General features: G+C 34.7%; 7 protein-coding genes. All 7 read right to left on the bottom strand.

All coding sequences use genetic code 11. The features are described 5' to 3' along the window. Positions 1-2: 2 nt before the first annotated feature. Positions 3-3,194 (bottom strand): SusC/RagA family TonB-linked outer membrane protein, encoded by a 3,192-nt coding sequence (locus ACGLWY_RS12240; protein WP_396619951.1) that lies wholly within the window; start codon positions 3,192-3,194, stop codon positions 3-5. Positions 3,195-3,789: 595 nt separating this feature from the next. After that, positions 3,790-7,812: a two-component regulator propeller domain-containing protein gene (locus ACGLWY_RS12235; protein WP_396619950.1), complete on the bottom strand. Its 4,023-nt coding sequence runs from the start codon at positions 7,810-7,812 to the stop codon at positions 3,790-3,792. A gap of 111 nt (positions 7,813-7,923) precedes the next feature. Next, positions 7,924-9,870, bottom strand: coding sequence for a sialate O-acetylesterase (locus ACGLWY_RS12230; protein WP_396619949.1), 1,947 nt, complete (start codon positions 9,868-9,870; stop codon positions 7,924-7,926). Between the two features lie 102 nt (positions 9,871-9,972). Further along, positions 9,973-12,396, bottom strand: coding sequence for a glycosyl hydrolase family 95 catalytic domain-containing protein (locus tag ACGLWY_RS12225; RefSeq protein WP_396619948.1), 2,424 nt, complete (start codon positions 12,394-12,396; stop codon positions 9,973-9,975). 97 nt (positions 12,397-12,493) lie between these two features. Further along, the gene (locus ACGLWY_RS12220; protein ID WP_396619947.1) at positions 12,494-14,725 is read right to left on the bottom strand and encodes a glycoside hydrolase family 3 C-terminal domain-containing protein; all 2,232 of its coding nucleotides are present in this window, start codon (positions 14,723-14,725) and stop codon (positions 12,494-12,496) included. A gap of 440 nt (positions 14,726-15,165) precedes the next feature. After that, positions 15,166-17,328 (bottom strand): glycoside hydrolase family 3 C-terminal domain-containing protein, encoded by a 2,163-nt coding sequence (locus tag ACGLWY_RS12215; RefSeq protein WP_396619946.1) that lies wholly within the window; start codon positions 17,326-17,328, stop codon positions 15,166-15,168. Between the two features lie 136 nt (positions 17,329-17,464). After that, positions 17,465-19,864 (bottom strand): TIM-barrel domain-containing protein, encoded by a 2,400-nt coding sequence (locus ACGLWY_RS12210; RefSeq protein ID WP_396619945.1) that lies wholly within the window; start codon positions 19,862-19,864, stop codon positions 17,465-17,467. Between the last annotated feature and the right edge of the window lie 6 nt (positions 19,865-19,870).

Raw genomic sequence — 19,870 nt, 5'->3', positions numbered from 1 at the left:
AATTAAAGTCCCAAGTTAAGCCCTAAAGTAAATATTCGGGGTTGTGGATAAAAACCAGTATCAATTCCAGCCTGTAAAGGATTCCATGAACCCACTTCTGGATCCATTCCTTTATATTTTGTAATAAGAAAGGCATTGGTAACATTCGCATACACGCGTAATTTACTTAAATGTATCTTATTAAGTAAATCTTCGGGAAAAGTATAACCTAAAGTAATATTTTTACATCTGATAAAAGACCCGTCTTCAACAAATTTATCAGAAAAACGATCGTTTCTATTACTGTTATTGTTTTTAAACCCAACAATGGTAGTATTTGGGTTCACAACATATACATTATTAACATCTGAAGCTGAACCATTTGGATCGATTAACGCAAGTACAGCATGTTCTTTTAATGATTTTAGGTAACCATAATTTGTTAAAGGGTTTTCTCCATTAATCCTCATGCCATTTATTACTTCATTACCGACGTTAGCACTAAAGAAAATATTAAAATCTAACCCTTTATAATTTAATGTATTACCAAGACCTAATTGAAAATCGGGAATAGGAGAGCCTAAAAATGTTCTATCTTTTTCAGTGATAACTCCATCTCCGTTTAAGTCTTTAAATTTAAGGTCTCCATACCATACACCTCCAGAATTTGGTGTAATTGGTAATGTAACACCTTCTGTGGTGGTAGGCAAAGCATGAGTTTCAAAATCTTCAGCAGTTGCAAATACCCCATCTATTTGATACCCGTAAAAATCACCAATAGATCCACCAACTACCGTTTGAGCAACTATCTCAGATCCAAAATACCCAGGTAAAGAAGCACCGTCTGTGTTTAATTTTAGTACCTTATTTTTGTTATGTGATAATGTGAAATCTGTTTTCCAAGTAAAATCTCGTTTGGCTATATTTGTTGAACTCAAATGAAGGTCTATTCCTCTATTTCTAACAGATCCTATATTTATAAACGGAGCGTTAATTGATCCTGGGGAATACTCAGTAGTTGTTCCTGAATATGCTGGTAAGGGAATTTGCATCAACAATCCATCTGTCAAACGATTATAGACATCAAGTGCAAGATAAAATCTCCAATTAAAAAGCCTTACATCAATTCCTGCATTGCTATATTCTGTTTTCTCCCATTCAACTTCAGGGTTTCCTAAATTAGTTGTTATTTGTGAAATACCAGACAACCCAGTAGATACAGATCCTAATGTTGATAAATAAGCATTGTTTCTAATATTTTGATTATTAGTTAGACCATAACCCACTCGTAATTTAAGTTCATTAATCCCTTTTACATCTTTTAAAAAACCTTCATTATTGACCTTCCAAGCAAACGCTCCTGAATACGTAGTTACCCAACGGTTATCTGGAGCAAATTTTGAAGAACCATCAGCACGAACATTACCTGTCAATATATATTTATCATTATAAATAAAGTTAAGACGTCCAAAATAAGATTCCAATGCATTGTCTCCTCTAGTTCCACCATTGGTAGCTGTTTCCAAATCACCATTACTTATATTAGTAACATCGTTTAAAATGAAATTATTTCTTGCTGCGGAAACATTTTCAAACTGAGTCAACTGCGCCTCATGTCCTGCCAGTACATTGACATTGTATTTGCTTTTAAATACTTTAGCATAAGTAAGGTAACTTCTGAAAGTAGTAAAATAGTTTTGACTATAAGAATAATAGGCACTATTCACTAATCTTTCGGCTAACCCAAACTTATAAGTAGGATTAAATCGATCCTCTGTTTTAAATGAAAAATTTCCAGACATTTCATTTCTAAAAGACAAATTTTTTGTAATTGCTATATCTGCATAAAGATTAGCAAACAACTGGTTTCTTTTAGGATTATTTTTATCCACAAGAGCCAAAGCAACAGGATTTACACGTTTTGCAATCCATCCTTCACTACTTTCTTCTCCTGCAAAACTACCATCAGGGTTTCTTACAGGTATATCTGGTGTTTGGCTTAATGCCTCTCTAATAACACTTGAACCTGTAGAATTTACATTCTCATCAATATGGGTTAACTGCAAACTAGTGCCTATTTTTAACCAATCAGTTGTTTTGTTATCTAAATTCAGCCTTAAAGAAGCTCTTTTAAACTCAGATCCCAAAGCTATACCTTCCTGATTAAAATAAGAACCTGACAACAAATACTGTGTTCTATCATTACCTCCACTCATTGTAAGTACATGATTGCTCATTGGGGCACTTCTGAATAATTCGTCTTGCCAGTCTGTACCTTTCCCTAAATACTTTGGATTTGCAAACTCAGGTCTATCATCAAAGCCCCAAACAACAGCTCTATCGTTAATGAACTTGGCATATTCTTGCAAATCCATAGTTGGGTATTGCTTTATTAATTGTTGGAATCCTCCGCTATAGTCATAAGTGATTTTCGGTGCCCCTTCTTTACCTCTTTTAGTGGTAATGATAATAACACCGTTAGTTGCCTGCGAACCATAAATAGCCGTTGCTGATGCATCTTTCAAAACATCAATGGATTCTATATCTGATGGGCTAATAGCCGCTAATGGGTTAACACCTCCATCATCATAATATCCTGATACCGATCCAATAATAACACCATCTATTATATATAATGGTGAATTATTACCAAAAGAAGACAGACCTCGTAATTGAACGCTAACCCCACCCCCTGGTTGCCCAGATGTTTGTTGCACAACGACTCCAGCTACTTTTCCTTGTAGTGCTTGATCAAATGTAGTGGGTTGTGTTTTGCGAAGTTCATCTCCGCTAATAGAAGAAATAGCACCTGTAAGATCTTCTCTCTTAGATTTACCATAACCAATTACCACCACTTCATCCAATGCGCTTATGTCTTGCTTTAAACGAATGGTTAACCTGTTTTGCGTAATTTTTACCTCTTGGCTCACAAAACCTAAATAACTTATTTCAAGTACTTGGCCAATTTGGGCATTAATAGAAAAAGCGCCATCAAAATCCGTAACCGAACCTTGCTTCGTTCCTTTAAGCAAAATGTTAACCCCTATAAGAGGCTCTCCACTTAATTCATCCAATACAATACCAGTAATTTTTCCACCTGAATTTTGAGCTGATGCCAATCCAAATGAAAAAAACAGTATTGCTATAATTGCATACTTTTTAAAAAGAGTCCTAGATAACTTTAGGGCATATCTAATCACATGTTTTTCATTCATAGTTAATTTAATTTAATTTAGTTTAGTTTTAGTTAATAGTTGAAAGCTTGCAGTAGTTCACAATCTACAATTGCCATGCTTTTATAATCTTAAAGTGTTTTAGTAATCATTCAATCATTTTTGTTTTTTTTTAATGTTAAGATTTGTTAAAATTTTTCAATAAAATACACATTGTTTTCATCCTTACCATTTGGAGGACCAAACCTAGAATGTAAATTTATTTTAAATTCCATGAGTCGACATGGTCGTTTTGTGTCCAAAAGAGGTCTGATTTGTTGCAATCCCATTTTTCACCTATACAGCTAATTATTTTATATAATGAATGCTTCATTTTGGTGCTAAATAGAATGGAATAGACATTGCTTTGGTAAGAAGAATAAATAATTCACTGAACATTGCTAAATATTGATTCAAGTAATGTCAGCTCACATATAAAAAGTGTAGATTGTTTTTCACAGGTTGTAACAATTCCTGCTTTTGGACCCTGTTAGGGTTTAAAACCCTAACAGGGTTTGGTATTGTACAAAGGAAAGATTAAAAAAAATGTATTCTGTCTAGATCAAATTATCTTTGTATCTAAACCTAATAGTCAACGCTATCCTTGCTCCTTAAGTACACGCATATACTCAGATGGAGATACCCCAAACTCATCACGAAAATATTTTGAAAATCTTTTAGGAGAATTGAACCCTACCTCATAGGCTATTTCTGAAATCTGCAATTGACTTTTTTCAAGTAGTTGACGTCCTCTTTTCAACCGTATCGTACGAATAAATTCTGCAGGGCCTTTACCGGTAATTACCATTAACTTTTTATATAAGTGTCCCCGGCTTAGTCCTACTGTAGCTCCTAATGTTTCAACAGAAAATTCGGAATCACTTATATGTTCCTCAACAACTTTAATCGCCCTTTCTATAAGTTTTTCATCTAAGGATGTAATTGTTATTTCAGCTGGAGCAACATCTAATTTTTGACTAAACATATTATGGCTTCTTTCTGTCCATTCAATGAATTTACGAATACGGAGCTTTAACAAATTAAAATTAAAAGGCTTCGTAATATAATCATCTGCACCTAATTCCAATCCTTCAATTTGTTGCTCCTCTGCTGCTCGTGCTGTCAATAAAATGACAGGAATATGAGACCAATAAATATTTGTTTTTATCTTTTCACAAAGTTCGGTTCCACTCATTATGGGCATCATGACATCACTTACAACAATAGTTACGTCATGATTATTTAATTGTTCTATGGCTTCTAGCCCATTATTAGCAGTTATCACGGAATACTCGTCTTCAAGATTGTCTGCCATAAAACCACAAAAATCTTTATTATCATCTACAAATAACAATATGGGTTTATTATTAATAGTATCAAATTTTACAACATCTTCAATAACGTCTTCATCGGATGTATTGTTTGGATACAAGGTTTCCGTTTGACTAATTTCCCTAATAGGAAGCTTCATGGTAAATACACAGCCATGCGGTATGTTATCCGTTAAAGTAATAGTGCCACCATGAAGGTTAACATACTCATTTGCAATATGTAAACCGATACCACTTCCAGTTTGATCTTGCTTTTGTTTAGCCTGATAAAACCGTTCGAAAACATGTTCTTTATCCTTATCACTGATACCAGGACCTGAATCAGATACACTTACGTAAACATAATCATCTTGAGTATCTATATGAATATTGATAGTTCCTCCGTCTATAGTATATTTAAATGCATTTGAAAGTAAATTGGTAAGCGTTTTTTGCATTTTATCTCGATCAAACTGCATTAACAGGTTTTCTATTTCATTCGACAAAGACAGGTTGATATGGCGTTCACTAGCATAAACACTAAAGGACATGTAAATATCCCTAATAAAATCAACAAAATCTCCTGACCTTAAATTAAGCGTATCTATGCCAACATCCAATTTACGGAAATCAAGCAACGAATTTATTAATGAAAGTAATTGTTGAGCATTTTTATATATAGTACTCAATTTTTTCTTCATACTTTCTTCCGTGGTTTCATTTAGTAATACTTGCAGTGGTGTAATAATAAGTGTAAGCGGCGTACGTAAATCGTGACTTATATTGGTAAAAAACTTTAACTTCATTTCATTGATATGCATTTCCTTTTCACGACCCATTTTAATCCGATCTTGTTCCAATCTAATTTGATTACGTTTTTTTGTTTTACGAATAAAATAAATTAACACACTAATGAGTAATAATACATATATGACAAAGGCCCAGACAGAAAAATAAAAGGGAGGCGTTACGCTTATGGTCAACTCTGTAGGATCATTACCCCAAACCCCATCACTATTTGATGCTTTTATTAATAATTTGTAATCTCCTGGAGGCAGTGTAGATAATGTAATTTTGTTTTCTTGAGTTGGAACCCATTGGGTGTTGAACCCCTCTATTTGATAAACATATTTTACTTTATCTGCATTTAATAAATCGCCCGTTGTGAACTGAAAAGAAATGAGTTTATCACTATGTTTAAAAGTTAAATTGGATGTTAATTCTATGGACTGCTCAAGTAACTTACGTTTTTTATAAATTGAATCTACATGAATAACTTGATTGCTAATAGTTAAACCCGTAAATACAACCTTTGCCATAGGCCGATTTTTTTCAGCCATTTTGTTAGGGTTTAGCATGCTATAACCATCTGCACTTCCTAGCAGTATGTCTCCATTACTCAATTTACAAATAGAATGGCTATTAAAATAATTATTCATGAGACCATCCTTAACTGAATAATTTTTACTTGTAATAACAAGATTATCATCTAAATCTCTATCAACAGTTAAAATTGAAAGCCCATTACTTGTTGTTACCCAAATTTTATTGAGATTGTCTTCCACAATCCCTCTTATCGTATTATCGCACAAGCCCTTTTCTTTATCAAAGTAATAAAGCGTATCTTTTTTTTGATCCCAAATAGTTAGCCCATTGTAGTGTCCCAGCCATAAAATATTCCGTTTATCTTTATGTACATTAGAAATTTGGTATTGCTTAAATTGCTGGGTGTCTTTCTCATTGCCAAAATAGGTAACTCTTTTGTTGTTTGTAATATCAATTACCAAAAGCCCATAGACCGTACCAACATACATTTTATCACCTCCATCATAAAACATATCCAAAGCATGTAGATTATCTTCAAAAGGAGATATCAAAAGATCAAAATTATCTGACCCCGATGGCAATACATGTATTTTACCGCCTAAAGTTCCAATCCATATATTCCCATATCTATCCTCTTTTAAACCCCAAACATCATTATTTGATAATTTACTGTTTTCAGTAGTATACTCAATCATTTTGTTGTTTTCATAACAAAACAAACCTTTTTGGTATGTACCTATCCAAACACGTCCCTTTGCGTCTTCCAATAATGAAACTATTGCAGTATTTGGAATAAGAAACTTCTTAACGGTACTTTCTGGTTTTTTTCCTTTCACAAATAACCCATTCCCATCTGTTCCCAACCAAATATTCCCAAAATGGTCTTCCATTATTGTACTGACATCAGAATATTGAGAATTTTTGAAATTCATAAAATTCCTAAAACTTTCATGGTAGAATGAAAGTCCTTTTTTCCTGTGTCCTATCCAGATAGTTTCATTTTTATCCCTATACAAAGACTCAATACTATTTGAAGATATAGATGTGTTTTCCCATGGGTTAGAAACAATATTTGCTACAGTATCTTTAGGCTTATCATATATAAACAATCCTTTATGATCCGTTCCGATCCAAATTTGTCCAGATTGGTTATCAACCATACTTGTTACAGCATTACTTTCAGTTTTTATTTCTGATTTCAATGCTACTTCATTCCATTTTTGGCTATCTTTTTTTTTGTAAAAAACCTGATCTGTTAAAGTAGAATAAAGCCATAACCAATTACTACTATCAATGTAAATTTTGGAGCTACTATTTGCAATACTCTGCTCCATAGCATCAGGGAATTTCATTCTAGTTTGGATACCGGAATTTTTATCCAATTTCCAACAAACCCCCAAGTTTGTAACATAGATGCTTTCATCGTCATCTACTATGCTAATGGCATTGGCATTGGAATTGTTTAACGGTACTGATAAGTTAAATACAGATGTCTTGTTCTTCTCTACATCATAAAAAAACACATTCTTACTATTTAATACCCATATATTCTGCCTTTTGTCAATAAAAACCTTATAATTTTGATCTGCCTGTATACCTAAACCCAATAGCAGTTTTTCTGTATCTGATATAAAACTATCTTTATCTCTTTTATAAACCATGTATGAATATCCAAGGTTTATCCAAATATTCTTCAAACCATCTTCCTGTAACCCTAAGATGTAATTTGAATTTGAGACATCAGATGTACCAAAATGCATTTTATAAACCTTAAACCCATAGCCATCATATCTATTTAATCCATACTCAGTACCCACCCATAGATATCCATAACTATCTCTAAGTATTGTTTTTACACTGTTATTAGAAAGCCCATGGCTAGTCTCCAAATGATGAAAAATAGGAAAAGATTGCCCAATAATGCTTTGAAAGGAAAGCATCCAAAATATTCCAAGGATATATAATTGTCTTTTAAATTTTTTCATCTTTTAAAAAAGTTTATTACAACACAAAGGGCAAATCGGTATTATATAAAAATACTATATCATTTTGTTTTCATAATATTGCCACTCACTATTTTATTAAATAAAACATATCTATTGCACATTGTATTTGACGCCTTTCGTTACCATATCCCAATCATCTGTTCTAAATGGTGATGCAGGAAACTTTTCATTGTTGTAAAGATTACAGTCACTAGCATCGTCGGCCCAACCATAGTGAACTGCAATAGGATTTTGTACCTCATCATTAAACAAAACAACTTTATCATTAGCAATATATGCTTTTGCATAGTGAAAAACTTTATCTTTTCCCGCTATTTCAAAACCTTTAAGGTATCCATATTTATCTGGTGTCATTAATCCTGAACCTAGACCACTAAAAGTCAAGATAATTTTATTATCCTTTATATCCATTGATTCATATTTAGGACCGCAATAAACTACTTTTTGATTGTAGTTTTTATTTAGTGCAATGGCTGCCAGCCTGCCTCCTACATCTTGTTTGTTGGTAGGATGAATATCTTTTGCATCTCCTATATCCGTGGTTATACACATTCCAGTATTAGGTACCGTTTCCATCGTATATTGCTGAGCTTCTCTTAATTCAGCCCACTTGCTTCCTATATTACTGTTCCCTCCAAATTCATCAAAACTTGATAATTGAACAAAATAGAATGGAAAGTCTTCTTGACGCCACTTTTGTTTCCAATCATTTATCATCAATGGAAACGCTTTTTTGTATTGTTCAGCACGGGTTGCATTAGCTTCTCCTTGATACCATAATACCCCTTTTATCGCATAAGGAATTAATGGATTAACCATGGCATTAAATAATAACGATGGATATGAATTTGGAGATACCTCACTTCTAATATTTACTACATTAAACTTCCATTGTCCCGCCAATGGGATAATTGTTTTTTGCACTGTTAATTTTAAATTTGAAGCATCCCCCCAAATACCACCACCTCCTGAATAATCATTAACTTTTACACTAATTATATTAGTTCCTTCCTTAAGTACTCCTGCAGGAATATTATATACTCTACTCTGATTGTAATTATTGGTAGTACCTATTTCAACACCGTTTACATAGGTTACATCTTGGTCATCAATTTTAGACAATTCCAAAATTCCTTCTTTACCTGTATTCTCTTTTGATATTTCTATAGATTTACGAAACCATACCGCACCATTTAAATCAGGTAATTGTTGATTTTCCCATAAACCTGGCACATTCATTTCTGGCCAATTGGCATCATTAAAAGCAAGGTTTTTAAATAAAGTTTCATCGGTTACTATTTTTGACCCTTGAATCTGTTCTATCTTTGTTATCAATTTATTTTTTTGAGTTATTAAAAGCGAATCAATTTCTATATTTGGTACTTTTGAAATCATTTCCCTAAATTCTTTATTGCTTTCAAAAGCTTCTCTACTAGTCCATGTTTCTACACAAGTTCCACCCCAAGAAGTATTTATAATACCAATTGGAACTTTTAATTCAGCATATAGCTTCTTAGCAAAAAAATAACCTACTGCAGTAAAACTACCAACTGTATTTTTATTGCATTCGTCCCATTTCCCTGATTTTAATTTTTGTTTTGGAGTTAACGCCATATCTTTTTCAACCAGAAACTGACGTATCATTGGAAAATTTGTATCATTTACTTCTTCCGTAAAGTTCATTGCCTGACTTACGGTAAATTCCATGTTGGATTGTCCACTACAAACCCAAACTTCTCCCACCAAAACATTCTTTAAAGCAATCGTATTTTTTCCTTTAACAACCAATTCAAATGGACCTCCAGCTTTTTCAGCTTTCAAATTTACCATCCACTTTCCATTTTTATCGGCTTTTATGTTTACAATTTGTTTATTGAAACGAATTTCGATTTTTTCATTAGCATCAGCCCAACCCCAAACAGGAATTGTTTGGTCACGTTGCAAAACCATGCCATCATTAAACAATAAAGGAAGCTTTACATTGGCATTAGAATAGATGCTAAAGCATAAAAACAGAAATCCGAAATATTTTTTCATTTTTATTAATTTATTTAATCTCATAATTAGAGAAACTCTTTGTTTTATTTTAAGTTTTATTTAGTTTCAAGCTGTCAGAACTTCAAAAAAACAAGTTTGAAGCTATTTATTTGGTTCTTGCCAATTTATTTCCATTTTTTGTCCTTTTTTCAAAGTAATTACTTTTTTTCTATTACCAGAAATAAGTGTTGTTTTTCCTCCTTTTTTAGAAAAAATGGCAACTTTTTCAAGTGTTTTATCATTCCATTCCATAGAAATCTCGAAACCTCCTCTTGCACAAATTCCTTTTACGGAACCATTATCCCAAGCATCTGGTAAAGCAGGCAATAACCTTATTTCATTTTCATTGGACTGAACTAGCATTTCGGCAACGGCAGCAGCACCACCAAAGTTCCCGTCAATTTGAAATGGGGGATGCGCATCGAATAAATTAGGATATGTCCCACCTCCTCTTCTTGGTATTTCCGTTTTCTTATTATCAGGATCAACATACCTAAGTAATTCTCTATACATTTTGTAGGCACGATTCCCATCCCAAAGTCTTGCCCAAAGATTAATACGCCATCCTTTTGACCAACCCGTGGTTTCATCTCCTTTTATTTCCAAAGTCTTTTTACAAGCTTGAGCTAAGTCTGGGGTCATTTCTGGCGTAATTTGTTCTCCTGGAAAAAGTCCAAACAAATGTGATTGATGACGGTGTCTAGGGTCTTCATCGTTCCAATCAAAATACCATTCTTGCAAATTTCCTTTTTTTCCTATTTGGTATGGATAGAATTTAGAAAGTGCTGTTTCCAATTTTGATCTGAATTCAGCATCAATATTTAAAATTTTTGAGGCTTTGATGGTTTTGTCAAAGCATTCTCTAATCATTGCCAAATCAGCAGTTCCCCCATACATTGTTGCTCCAATGAATCCATCTGGCGTCATATATTTGTTTTCTGGAGAAGTTGATGGAGATGTAATTAAATATCCGTTTTTATCCGTAACCATCCATTGTAAAAAGAACTCAGAAGCTCCTTTCATAATTGGATAACCTTCTTTTTTTAAATATTTTTTATCTTGGGTAAAAATATAATGTTCCCAAATATGTGTACTTAGCCATGCACCAGCCGTGTTCCAACATGCCCAACTTGGATCTTGTTTTCCAAAGATTCCAACAGGATTTGTCATCGCCCATATATCAGAATTATGTGAGGCCGACCATCCTTTATTTATTCCGTAAAAAGTTTTAGCACTAATCTTTCCTGTAACCGAAAGATTCTTAATAAAATTCAAAAGTGGTATGTGCATTTCTGATAGGTTGGTGTTTTCAGCAAGCCAATAATTCTCTTCTAAATTGATGTTCATTGTGTAATTACTCCTCCAAGGTGCATGAAGATGGGGATTCCATAATCCTTGTAAATTAGCTGGAACACCCAGTGTTCTTGACGAGCTAATTAATAAATAACGTCCGAAGTTAAAATACAGAATTTCAAGATTTTTATCTTCCTTTCCTTCAGAATAACGCAACAAACGTTCATCTGTAGCCAAATCTGGTGCAGAGGTTTTTCCTAAATTTAAATTCACACGATCATAAAATTTTTGATAATCGGTAATGTGGGATTGTTTTAATTTATCAAATGATTTTGCAAAAGCTTTGTCTAAATTGGTTGATGCAATGGCTATGTCATTCAACCCATTGCTTGCAGGGTTTTTATCGAAACCATTAAAACTGGTTGCAATTGACACATAAATCAAGGCTTCTGTACCATTTTTCAACCCTAAACTTGTATTGGAGCTTACAATTGTTCCGTCACTATTTTTAATTTTCATTAAAGTAGTAAATCGTGTTCCTCTTTCTTTTTCCAAAAGGAAAGATGGCGCAACTTGATAACCAGGATGTTCATAAATTGGCGCAACTCCATTCATTACAAGCACATTGTCCTTTGCCTCCGTTTTGAATTTCAATAAACTGTTGGAATTAATGTCAAAATTTAAGGCTCCTTTTTGACTACTTGTTAATTTGACAACCATAATTTGATCTGGCGCAGAAACAAAGTATTCGCGGGTAAATTTTACGCCGTCCACTTCATAAGTCACTTTAGAAATAGCATTAGAAATATCTAATTCTCTATGATAATTGACAACTTTTCCCGAATTATGGTTGTTAATTTCCATCGTTCCCAGTGGCTGATACGCCTCTGAATTTTTCCCTTGAATTTTTTTATTCAGCTCTTCTGCTAGTTTGTAATTTTCATTTTTTAATGCCTCGCGAACCGCAGGCAAGTTTTTATATGCTTCGGGATTCATGTTGGCATTTACAGGTTCACCTGACCAAAGTGTGATGTCGTTTAAATAAATTTTGTCTGAATCGACGCCTCCAAAAACAGTTGCTCCCATCTTTCCATTACCTAAAACGAGGCTTTCCTCAAAAAAATCAGCGGGTTGTTTGTACCAAAGTATATGATCCGATTGGGCTGAAGCTATTCCGCAAAAAGGAAAAAAAACAAAAACAAAAAGTCGTTTACTAAAATAGTTTGGTTGCATAATATTGATGCTAATTATTTTACTTTTCTTAAATTTTAAACTGACTCTAGCAAAAAAAAACTGGAGCCAATTTAAATATAACTAAAGTACTTATTTCTTACTTAATATTTATTTGAATTTCCTTTTTAATATCCCTTGAGGAACTTCCTAATTTCAAAGTATAATTTCCTGGTTCAACAGTCCATTTTTTAGATTCAACATTATAATAGGCTAATTCTTTTACTGGAACTTGAATGGTTATGGTTTCGGATTTCCCTGCAGCAATCCATACTTTTTGGAAACCTTTTAACTCTTGTGCGGCACGGCTTATTTTCGAATCGGATTTGGAAGCATACAATTGTACTACTTCTTTACCATCCACTTTTCCTGTGTTTTTAACAGTTACTGAAACTGTGATTGTTTCATTTGAAGCATAAGACTTCTTGTTCGTTTTTGTGTTTTCGAAAGCAAAAGTGGTGTATGACAATCCGTATCCAAAAGGATAAAGAGGTTCTATATTTTTAGTATCAAACCAACGATAACCTACCAAAATACCTTCGGCATAATTAACCGTTTTATCGCCAGGAAAACTATTTGTAGCGTGTGCCGGAGAATCTTCAATCCTTTTGGGCATTGTCCAAGGCAGTTTCCCTGAAGGATTTATATTTCCAAGTAACACGTCGATTAAAGCATTACCTCCTTCGGAACCATTAAACCAACTCCAAACCAATGTTGGCGATTTTTGATTTAAATCAACAATATCAAAAGGAGCACCGGCAATCAATACCACAATGGTTTTTGGATTTACGGCTCTAACTTTATTTATTAACTCTTCTTGTCCAAAAGGGAGATTTAAGTTTCTTCTGTCGGAAGCTTCGGTTTCATAATCACGGTTAGAACCTGCAAAAACAATGGCCATATCCGAATTTTTAGCTGCCTCTATAGCTTCCTGTAATTTGGCGGGATCCAATTGATCAATGGTCACTGGACCATTTAAAGTAATATCACCTAATTTACCTTTATTTTTAACATCATAACGCTCTAAATATCCTTCGGCATAATTAATCTTGATAGATTCTGGTAATTTGTTCTTTAAACCTTCCAAAGGGGTTACTTCCCTTTTTGTTTTTACACCTGCCCCAAATCCACCTAAGGCATTTTTCTTGGTCGCATTATTTCCGATAACGGCAATGGATTTCACTCCTTCTAATTTTAAAGGTAAAGTATTGTTCTCGTTTTTTAATAAAACCACTGCTTCCGATGCAATTTTGTATGCGTCTTGGTAATGGGCTTCGGTTGCAATACTGCCTTTAACCCGATCTTTGCTTCCCATTGCTTTTACTTGAAACAGGACATATAATATTCTTTTTACGTGCACATCTATTTCTGCTTCTGAAATTTCGCCTGCTTTGGCTGCAGCAATTAGTTTGTCTGCCAAGAAAAATTCGTTGAATGGTTTTGGGGTTCCCATTTCAATGTCCAATCCGTTCTCCAGCGATTTTACGGTAGAATGCACGGCAGCCCAATCTGAAACGACAACGCCTTTAAATCCCCATTCGTCACGCAGGATTTTATTAAGCATATAATCATTCTCACATAAATACTCTCCTCTAAATTTATTATAGGCTCCCATAATAGCATAAGCATTTGCTTCTGTTACTGAAGCTTTAAATGCAGGCAAATAGATTTCGCGAAGTGTACGCTCGTCCATTTGAACATCATATATATCACGGTTTGTTTCTTGATTATTGGCTGCATAATGCTTTATACAAGCCATCACATCATTATCTTGTAAGCCAACTACTAATGGCACTGACATTTTTTTATTCAAGAAAGGATCTTCGGTCATGTATTCATACGTCCTACCTCCAAGTGGCGTTCTAACGATATTTATTGCCGGTGAAAGTAACATGTCCTTTCCTCTGGCTCTCAATTCCTGACCTACGCTATTACCAAAAGTATAAGCCATTTCCGTATTCCAAGTGGCTGCCAAAGCACCACTAGCAGGATAATATGTGGCAAAATCGTTATCCCAGCCTGCCGGTGACCAGTTGTCTCTAGAAATTTCTTCGCGAACACCAAGAGGGCCATCTGCCATTTTTAGTTCTGGAATACCTAACCGTTCCACACCTGTTGTAGTAAACATACTATTACCATGTAGCATGCCTATTTTTTCCTCAAGTGTCATTTGTGCCACCAATGAGTCGATTTTCTCATCAAATTCAAAGTTTGTTTCTTTTCTATTATAGTCTTTTATTTCCGAACCTGAATCTGAGTTCGTTTCATTCTTGCAAGAAGTAAAAGTTAAAAAGACCGCAGCTACTGATAGATATATCAATTTGTTTTTCATTTGTTCTAATTTATTGTTTTTTAATTGTCAAATGGAACACCCATTATAATCATCCTCGCTTGTGTGAATGCTATTCTCATGGGTGTTTCATCTGTTTATATTTATTATTTTAAAAATTTAAATAGTAAAACATCATTTTTCATTTATATTAAAATCCTTGCTGTATATTCCTTCAGCATCAACAGTTACTGCTTCCGTTACTATTGGATTTCCGTGGTTTTTTCTTTAAATATATTCACTTATTCTTTTGGGTTCTTCCTGCTCCAACACACTCTTTGAACATCGTGTCCAATGCTCCCACAGCTTTATTATAATTGACTTTTACAATCCTGTTCTTGGAAATCGTTTTTTTAACTTTTGTATTTTGCCCAAATGCTATAATGTTATGGAGACATAGTAGGGTCATTAATAATAAAAAGTTTTTTTCATTTTATTGTTTCTTATATTTTAATAGTTATTCCTTTTGTCAAAAAAATGGCATCGGAAGCTCCGCCTACTTGCAGTTCAATCTGTCCTTTTTCGAGTTCGAATTGTTGTTTGTTGACATTCCAATACTCTAAGTTTTTAGCTTTTAAAATCAGGGGCACTATTTTGGTTTCGCCTGCTTTTAATGACACTCTTTGAAAAGTTTTCAGTGCTTTTATAGGTCGATGAATAGCCGAATCCATTGATTTCACATATAATTGTACTACTTCTTCCCCGTCTCGTTTTCCTGTATTGGTAACCGAAACTGAAACTGTTATATCTTTATCTTTTTCTAAAGTATTCTTGTTTGTAGTTATCGAATTGTATACAAAACTGGTATAGCTCAATCCGTGACCGAAAGCATACAACGGTTTTCCTTGAAAATACATATATGTTCTTCCATTACGGATGTTGTAATCCAATAAGTCAGGTAAATCAGTGATGTCCTTTACCCAAGTTTGCGTCAATCTTCCCGCTGGATTGTAATCTCCAAATAAAACATCGGCCAAAGCTGTTCCTGTTTCCTGACTGTTTTGTGCCATGTGTACAATTGCCGGTACGTGTTCTTGCGTCCAGTTTATTGCATACGGAAAACTACTGATGAGTGCTACAACTGTATTCGGATTAGCCTGATATGTAATTTTGATTAAATCTTCCTGTTCCAATGTCAAAGACTGGCGGTCAACGGCTTCCTTACCTTCGCTGGGCATGGGACAATCGGCCCAACCTGCATTACAAACCGGATGATTTCCAACTATTACAATTGCAACATCTGCTTTTTTAGCTATTGTGGTTGCTTTCCCGTCAGCATTGTTTTTGGCGTATAGAATTTCGACATTCGTACCCAATTTATTTTTAATTCCCTGCAAAGGAGTTACCATATACGGAGGAGTTCCGCTGTACCAATCTAAAAGCACTTCATCTGCCCGAGCTCCGATTACAGCAATTGTCTTTAATTTATTTTTCTGAAAAGGCAATAATTGTAAATCATTTTTAAGCAAAACAATTGACTTTTGAGTTGCCTCTAAAGCGATTTTTTTGTGTGCATCAGTTTTCCAAGGATCTATTGTGTCTTTCCCAGTACCAATTTTCGCATACGGATTTTTGTCTAGAGCATCCAACATTCCCAGTTTAATCATTACCCGAAAATTTCCTCTGATAACTTGGTCTATGTCTTTTTCTATAAGATAACCTTTTACAATTGCACCGTTAACCCCTTCTTTATAATCATCCAAAAATTGATTGATTCCTGCTTTTACAACCGCTGCCGCTCCCAAATACGCATCGGCATAATATTTATGATCCGAAAGCAACAACTTGAAAGCCCCACCATCAGTACAGATAATTCCATTTTGTCCCCACTCTTTTTGAGTGATGTCTTTCAACATCGGATGCACCATTGCAGGAATTCCGTTAACTTTATTGTACGCCGCCATATACCCACGAGATCCTCCTTCAACAACTCCCATCTGAAAAGGCAAAGCATAGTATTCTCTCCACAATCTTTCATCAAAATCAGATGATGTATAGGTTCTTCCATCTTCATTGCTATTGGCTAGAAAATGTTTCATCAACGAAGCCGATTGCCAATATTTAGGATGATTTCCCTGAAGCCCTTTTATAAAAGCAATGGTCATTGTTCCATTAAAAAAAGCATCTTCTCCGTAACTTTCCTCTGTACGACCCCAACGCGGATCTCTTGCAATATCAGCATTTGGAGCTCGAATGACCAATCCACCACGATGATACTTTTGAAAAATATAACGTGCTTCATACCCTTCTACCTCAGCCACTTTTTGAATCAAATCGACATCCCAAGTTTCTCCCAAACCGTAAGCTTGTGGAAAAGTGGTGGTAGGAATGGGTTCTTTGCCTTTTCCTCCCCATTCACCTGGCCCTCCAAAAGCCAATCCGTGTAATCCTTCAACATGGGTTGTGCCCATGACTCCCAATCTGGGAACAGAAGGATTAGTACTTAATACCGCTACTTTTTCCTCTAAAGTCATTAATGACAACAGATTGTCAATACGCTTTTCGACTTCAATATTTGAATCCTGAAAAGGATATTGCTGTTTTTTTTGCGCAAAAACTGACACAACAGACAATAGAAGAATAATATATAGGGTATGTGTGTTCATTTTTCTAATTGTGATACGGTAGAGACATCCCGCAGTACGTCTCTACCTGTATCTTATAACCTTTTTTGTATCGTTTGTTTTTTGTTGAAAAACTAGAGAGATTATTAAAATTCCCATAGTTTAAAACAAACTAACCTTATTTAATCCACTCAAGTTTAAAAGAGGTCTTACTCAATATGCTTGGAGCAGCTTCAATATCTGTTCCTTTTTTAGAAACTATAATGGTTTCCAAATCATCTCCTTCCGGCAAGTACACTTTAGCTATAGCTGAATTTGTTTTCTCTGAAGCAAAAACTTTCAAAGTTAATTTGCTCCAGTCCATATCTTTGGTTGATTGTGTTAACTTAATATGAGGAATTGCCGTACCATCTTTGACTAATACAATAATAGGAACTTCTCCTGCCTCAATTCTATGCCAACCACCTTGGTATACTTTGTGTGTTTGGTAATCAATCCAAGTCCCTTCTGGAAGATAAACATCCCTACCCGTAACCTCTTCAAATAAAGGGGCTACCAACATACTTGAGCCAAATAAATATTCATTGTCGATTAACCATGCTCCCGGATCATTTGGATATTCAACAAATAAGGCACGCATCATTGGTAATCCTTTTTGGGAACTTTCTTTGGCTTGAGCGTAAATATACGGCATTAATTCGTAGCGCATATTATCGGCTTTTCTAAATCCTTTTAAAAACCCTTCACTATATTCCCAGGGTTCTGTTGGTGGTTCACCATGACTTCTTACGTGGGAAGAAAGCATCCCAAAGGGAGTCCATCTTCTATATAAATCTTCCGGTGATTTAGTAACAAATCCACCTACATCATGACTCCAAAATGAAAAACCAGATAAACCTAATGACAACCCTCCTCTTAAAGTTGATGCCATGGCAGTATTGGTTGTTGCGGCATCTCCGCCCCAATGCAACGGATACCGTTGGCTGCCAGCCCAAGTGCTTCGTGCCCAAATAATACTATTGCCCGTAACTTCTTTGGTAATATCGGCTACGGCCTTATTGTAACGTAACGGGTACATGTTGTGTTCGTAAAATCCTGTTCTGCCATTGCTGTAAATACCAGAAGCTGGTGCTGCTTCACCGAAATCTACTTTAATGACCCCTACACCCATTTTTAAAAGCGACGCAATTTTATCTTGATACCATTTGATGGTTTCAGGGTTTGTAAAATCTAGCGTAGCATCTTCGTAAGGAATGTTTCCTTTTTTATCTTTTACTGCTAATCCCTTTTCTATAATTTCATTGAACAAGGTGTTTTTTGGTGTAAAATAAGGAAGCTGCCATAGACATACATTAAAACCATCTTCCTTCATGTCGGCAATCATTTTTGTTGGATTGTCGAATCGGTTCTTTGAGAATTCATAATTACATCTCCAATCTGTTTCAAACCACCCTGTATCAAAATGGATGACATCACTAGGAATCTTATGTTTTCTTAAGTTCTTAGCAATATTTCGCCCTTCTTCTTCTGAAAAATAGGTAATACGGCTCATCCAAAACCCAAACGACCAAAGTGGAGGCATGTCTGCTTTTCCGGTAAGGTCGGTGTATTCATCAAGAATGTCTTTTGGTTCGCCTATAAACACAAATAAATCGGCTTCATCATCACCTATCATCATAGAGTTTGCTGCATTGAAATATTTTCCAAAGTCAACTGTAATTGGTGTGGAATGATGCATGAATACCCCATAACCACGGCTACTCATATAGAACGGAATAGGTTTGTACATCGTTTCGTTTTGCACGCCATTGGCATCATCGGTCCAAAGAACAACTTTCTGCCCACGTTTATTGAACTGGGTAAAAGATTCACCGCAGCCAAATATTTTTTCTTCAGGCGACATGGAAAATACTGCATTCATGCTACGGGAATAATCGTCCGCTCTTCTAATGAATGAAAAAGGGGTGACTGGTGTATAAGTGCTTTTAACATCATTTGAATGTAAGGTACTGGTCAATAATTTCCCTTTAGCATCATAAATATAAACATGCCAAGGTTTTTCGGTTATCAAAACAGAACCTTTACTGCTAGTGTATTTATGTCCTTCAGAAACTTTAGAATATACCCATAAGTTTTTGACGTTTTTTGCAACCCCATTAACAAGCATCAATGAAGGCTCTTCTTTTTTAAATTGAGGTCCAGAGGTTGTTCTTATCCTTATAGTTCTATCTGAAATAAATTCAATTGAAAATGGTAGTTCTGGAGAAATAACATATTCAGTAGTAGGAAATTCATTAGCTTCAGCTGGGACAAGTTTACTTAACATATTGTTAAAAGCCTGTCTGGTGGCCATATTGTAGCGTAAATACTTTATCATTCCTTTCCCTGTTTCAGGATCAAAAGATTTTAATTCATCCGCTAAATAATAGGTGTTCCTGTAATCTTCAAAATCCTTACTAATATCGGGTGGACCATTTAATACAGCATTATTCTGTAGCTGGGCAAATGCAGTGCTTACAAAAAAGAATAGATTTAATAGGGCAAAAAGTTTACTCTGGTTAATTTTATTGTTTATCATGTTTAG

It is taken from the genome of Mariniflexile sp. HMF6888, assembly GCF_044335535.1.
Taxonomy (GTDB): Bacteria; Bacteroidota; Bacteroidia; order Flavobacteriales; family Flavobacteriaceae; genus Mariniflexile.
Note: the sequence above shows the minus strand (reverse complement) of the source record. Positions and strands in the feature narration are given on the sequence as shown.

What these genes read in the sequence shown, in the direction of transcription:
- ACGLWY_RS12240 (WP_396619951.1), bottom strand. Translation starts at nt 3,194, where the DNA reads ATGAATGAAAAACATGTGATTAGATATGCCCTAAAGTTATCTAGGACT.
- ACGLWY_RS12235 (WP_396619950.1), bottom strand. Translation starts at nt 7,812, where the DNA reads ATGAAAAAATTTAAAAGACAATTATATATCCTTGGAATATTTTGGATG.
- ACGLWY_RS12230 (WP_396619949.1), bottom strand. Translation starts at nt 9,870, where the DNA reads ATGAAAAAATATTTCGGATTTCTGTTTTTATGCTTTAGCATCTATTCT.
- ACGLWY_RS12225 (WP_396619948.1), bottom strand. Translation starts at nt 12,396, where the DNA reads ATGCAACCAAACTATTTTAGTAAACGACTTTTTGTTTTTGTTTTTTTT.
- ACGLWY_RS12220 (WP_396619947.1), bottom strand. Translation starts at nt 14,725, where the DNA reads ATGAAAAACAAATTGATATATCTATCAGTAGCTGCGGTCTTTTTAACT.
- ACGLWY_RS12215 (WP_396619946.1), bottom strand. Translation starts at nt 17,328, where the DNA reads ATGAACACACATACCCTATATATTATTCTTCTATTGTCTGTTGTGTCA.
- ACGLWY_RS12210 (WP_396619945.1), bottom strand. Translation starts at nt 19,864, where the DNA reads ATGATAAACAATAAAATTAACCAGAGTAAACTTTTTGCCCTATTAAAT.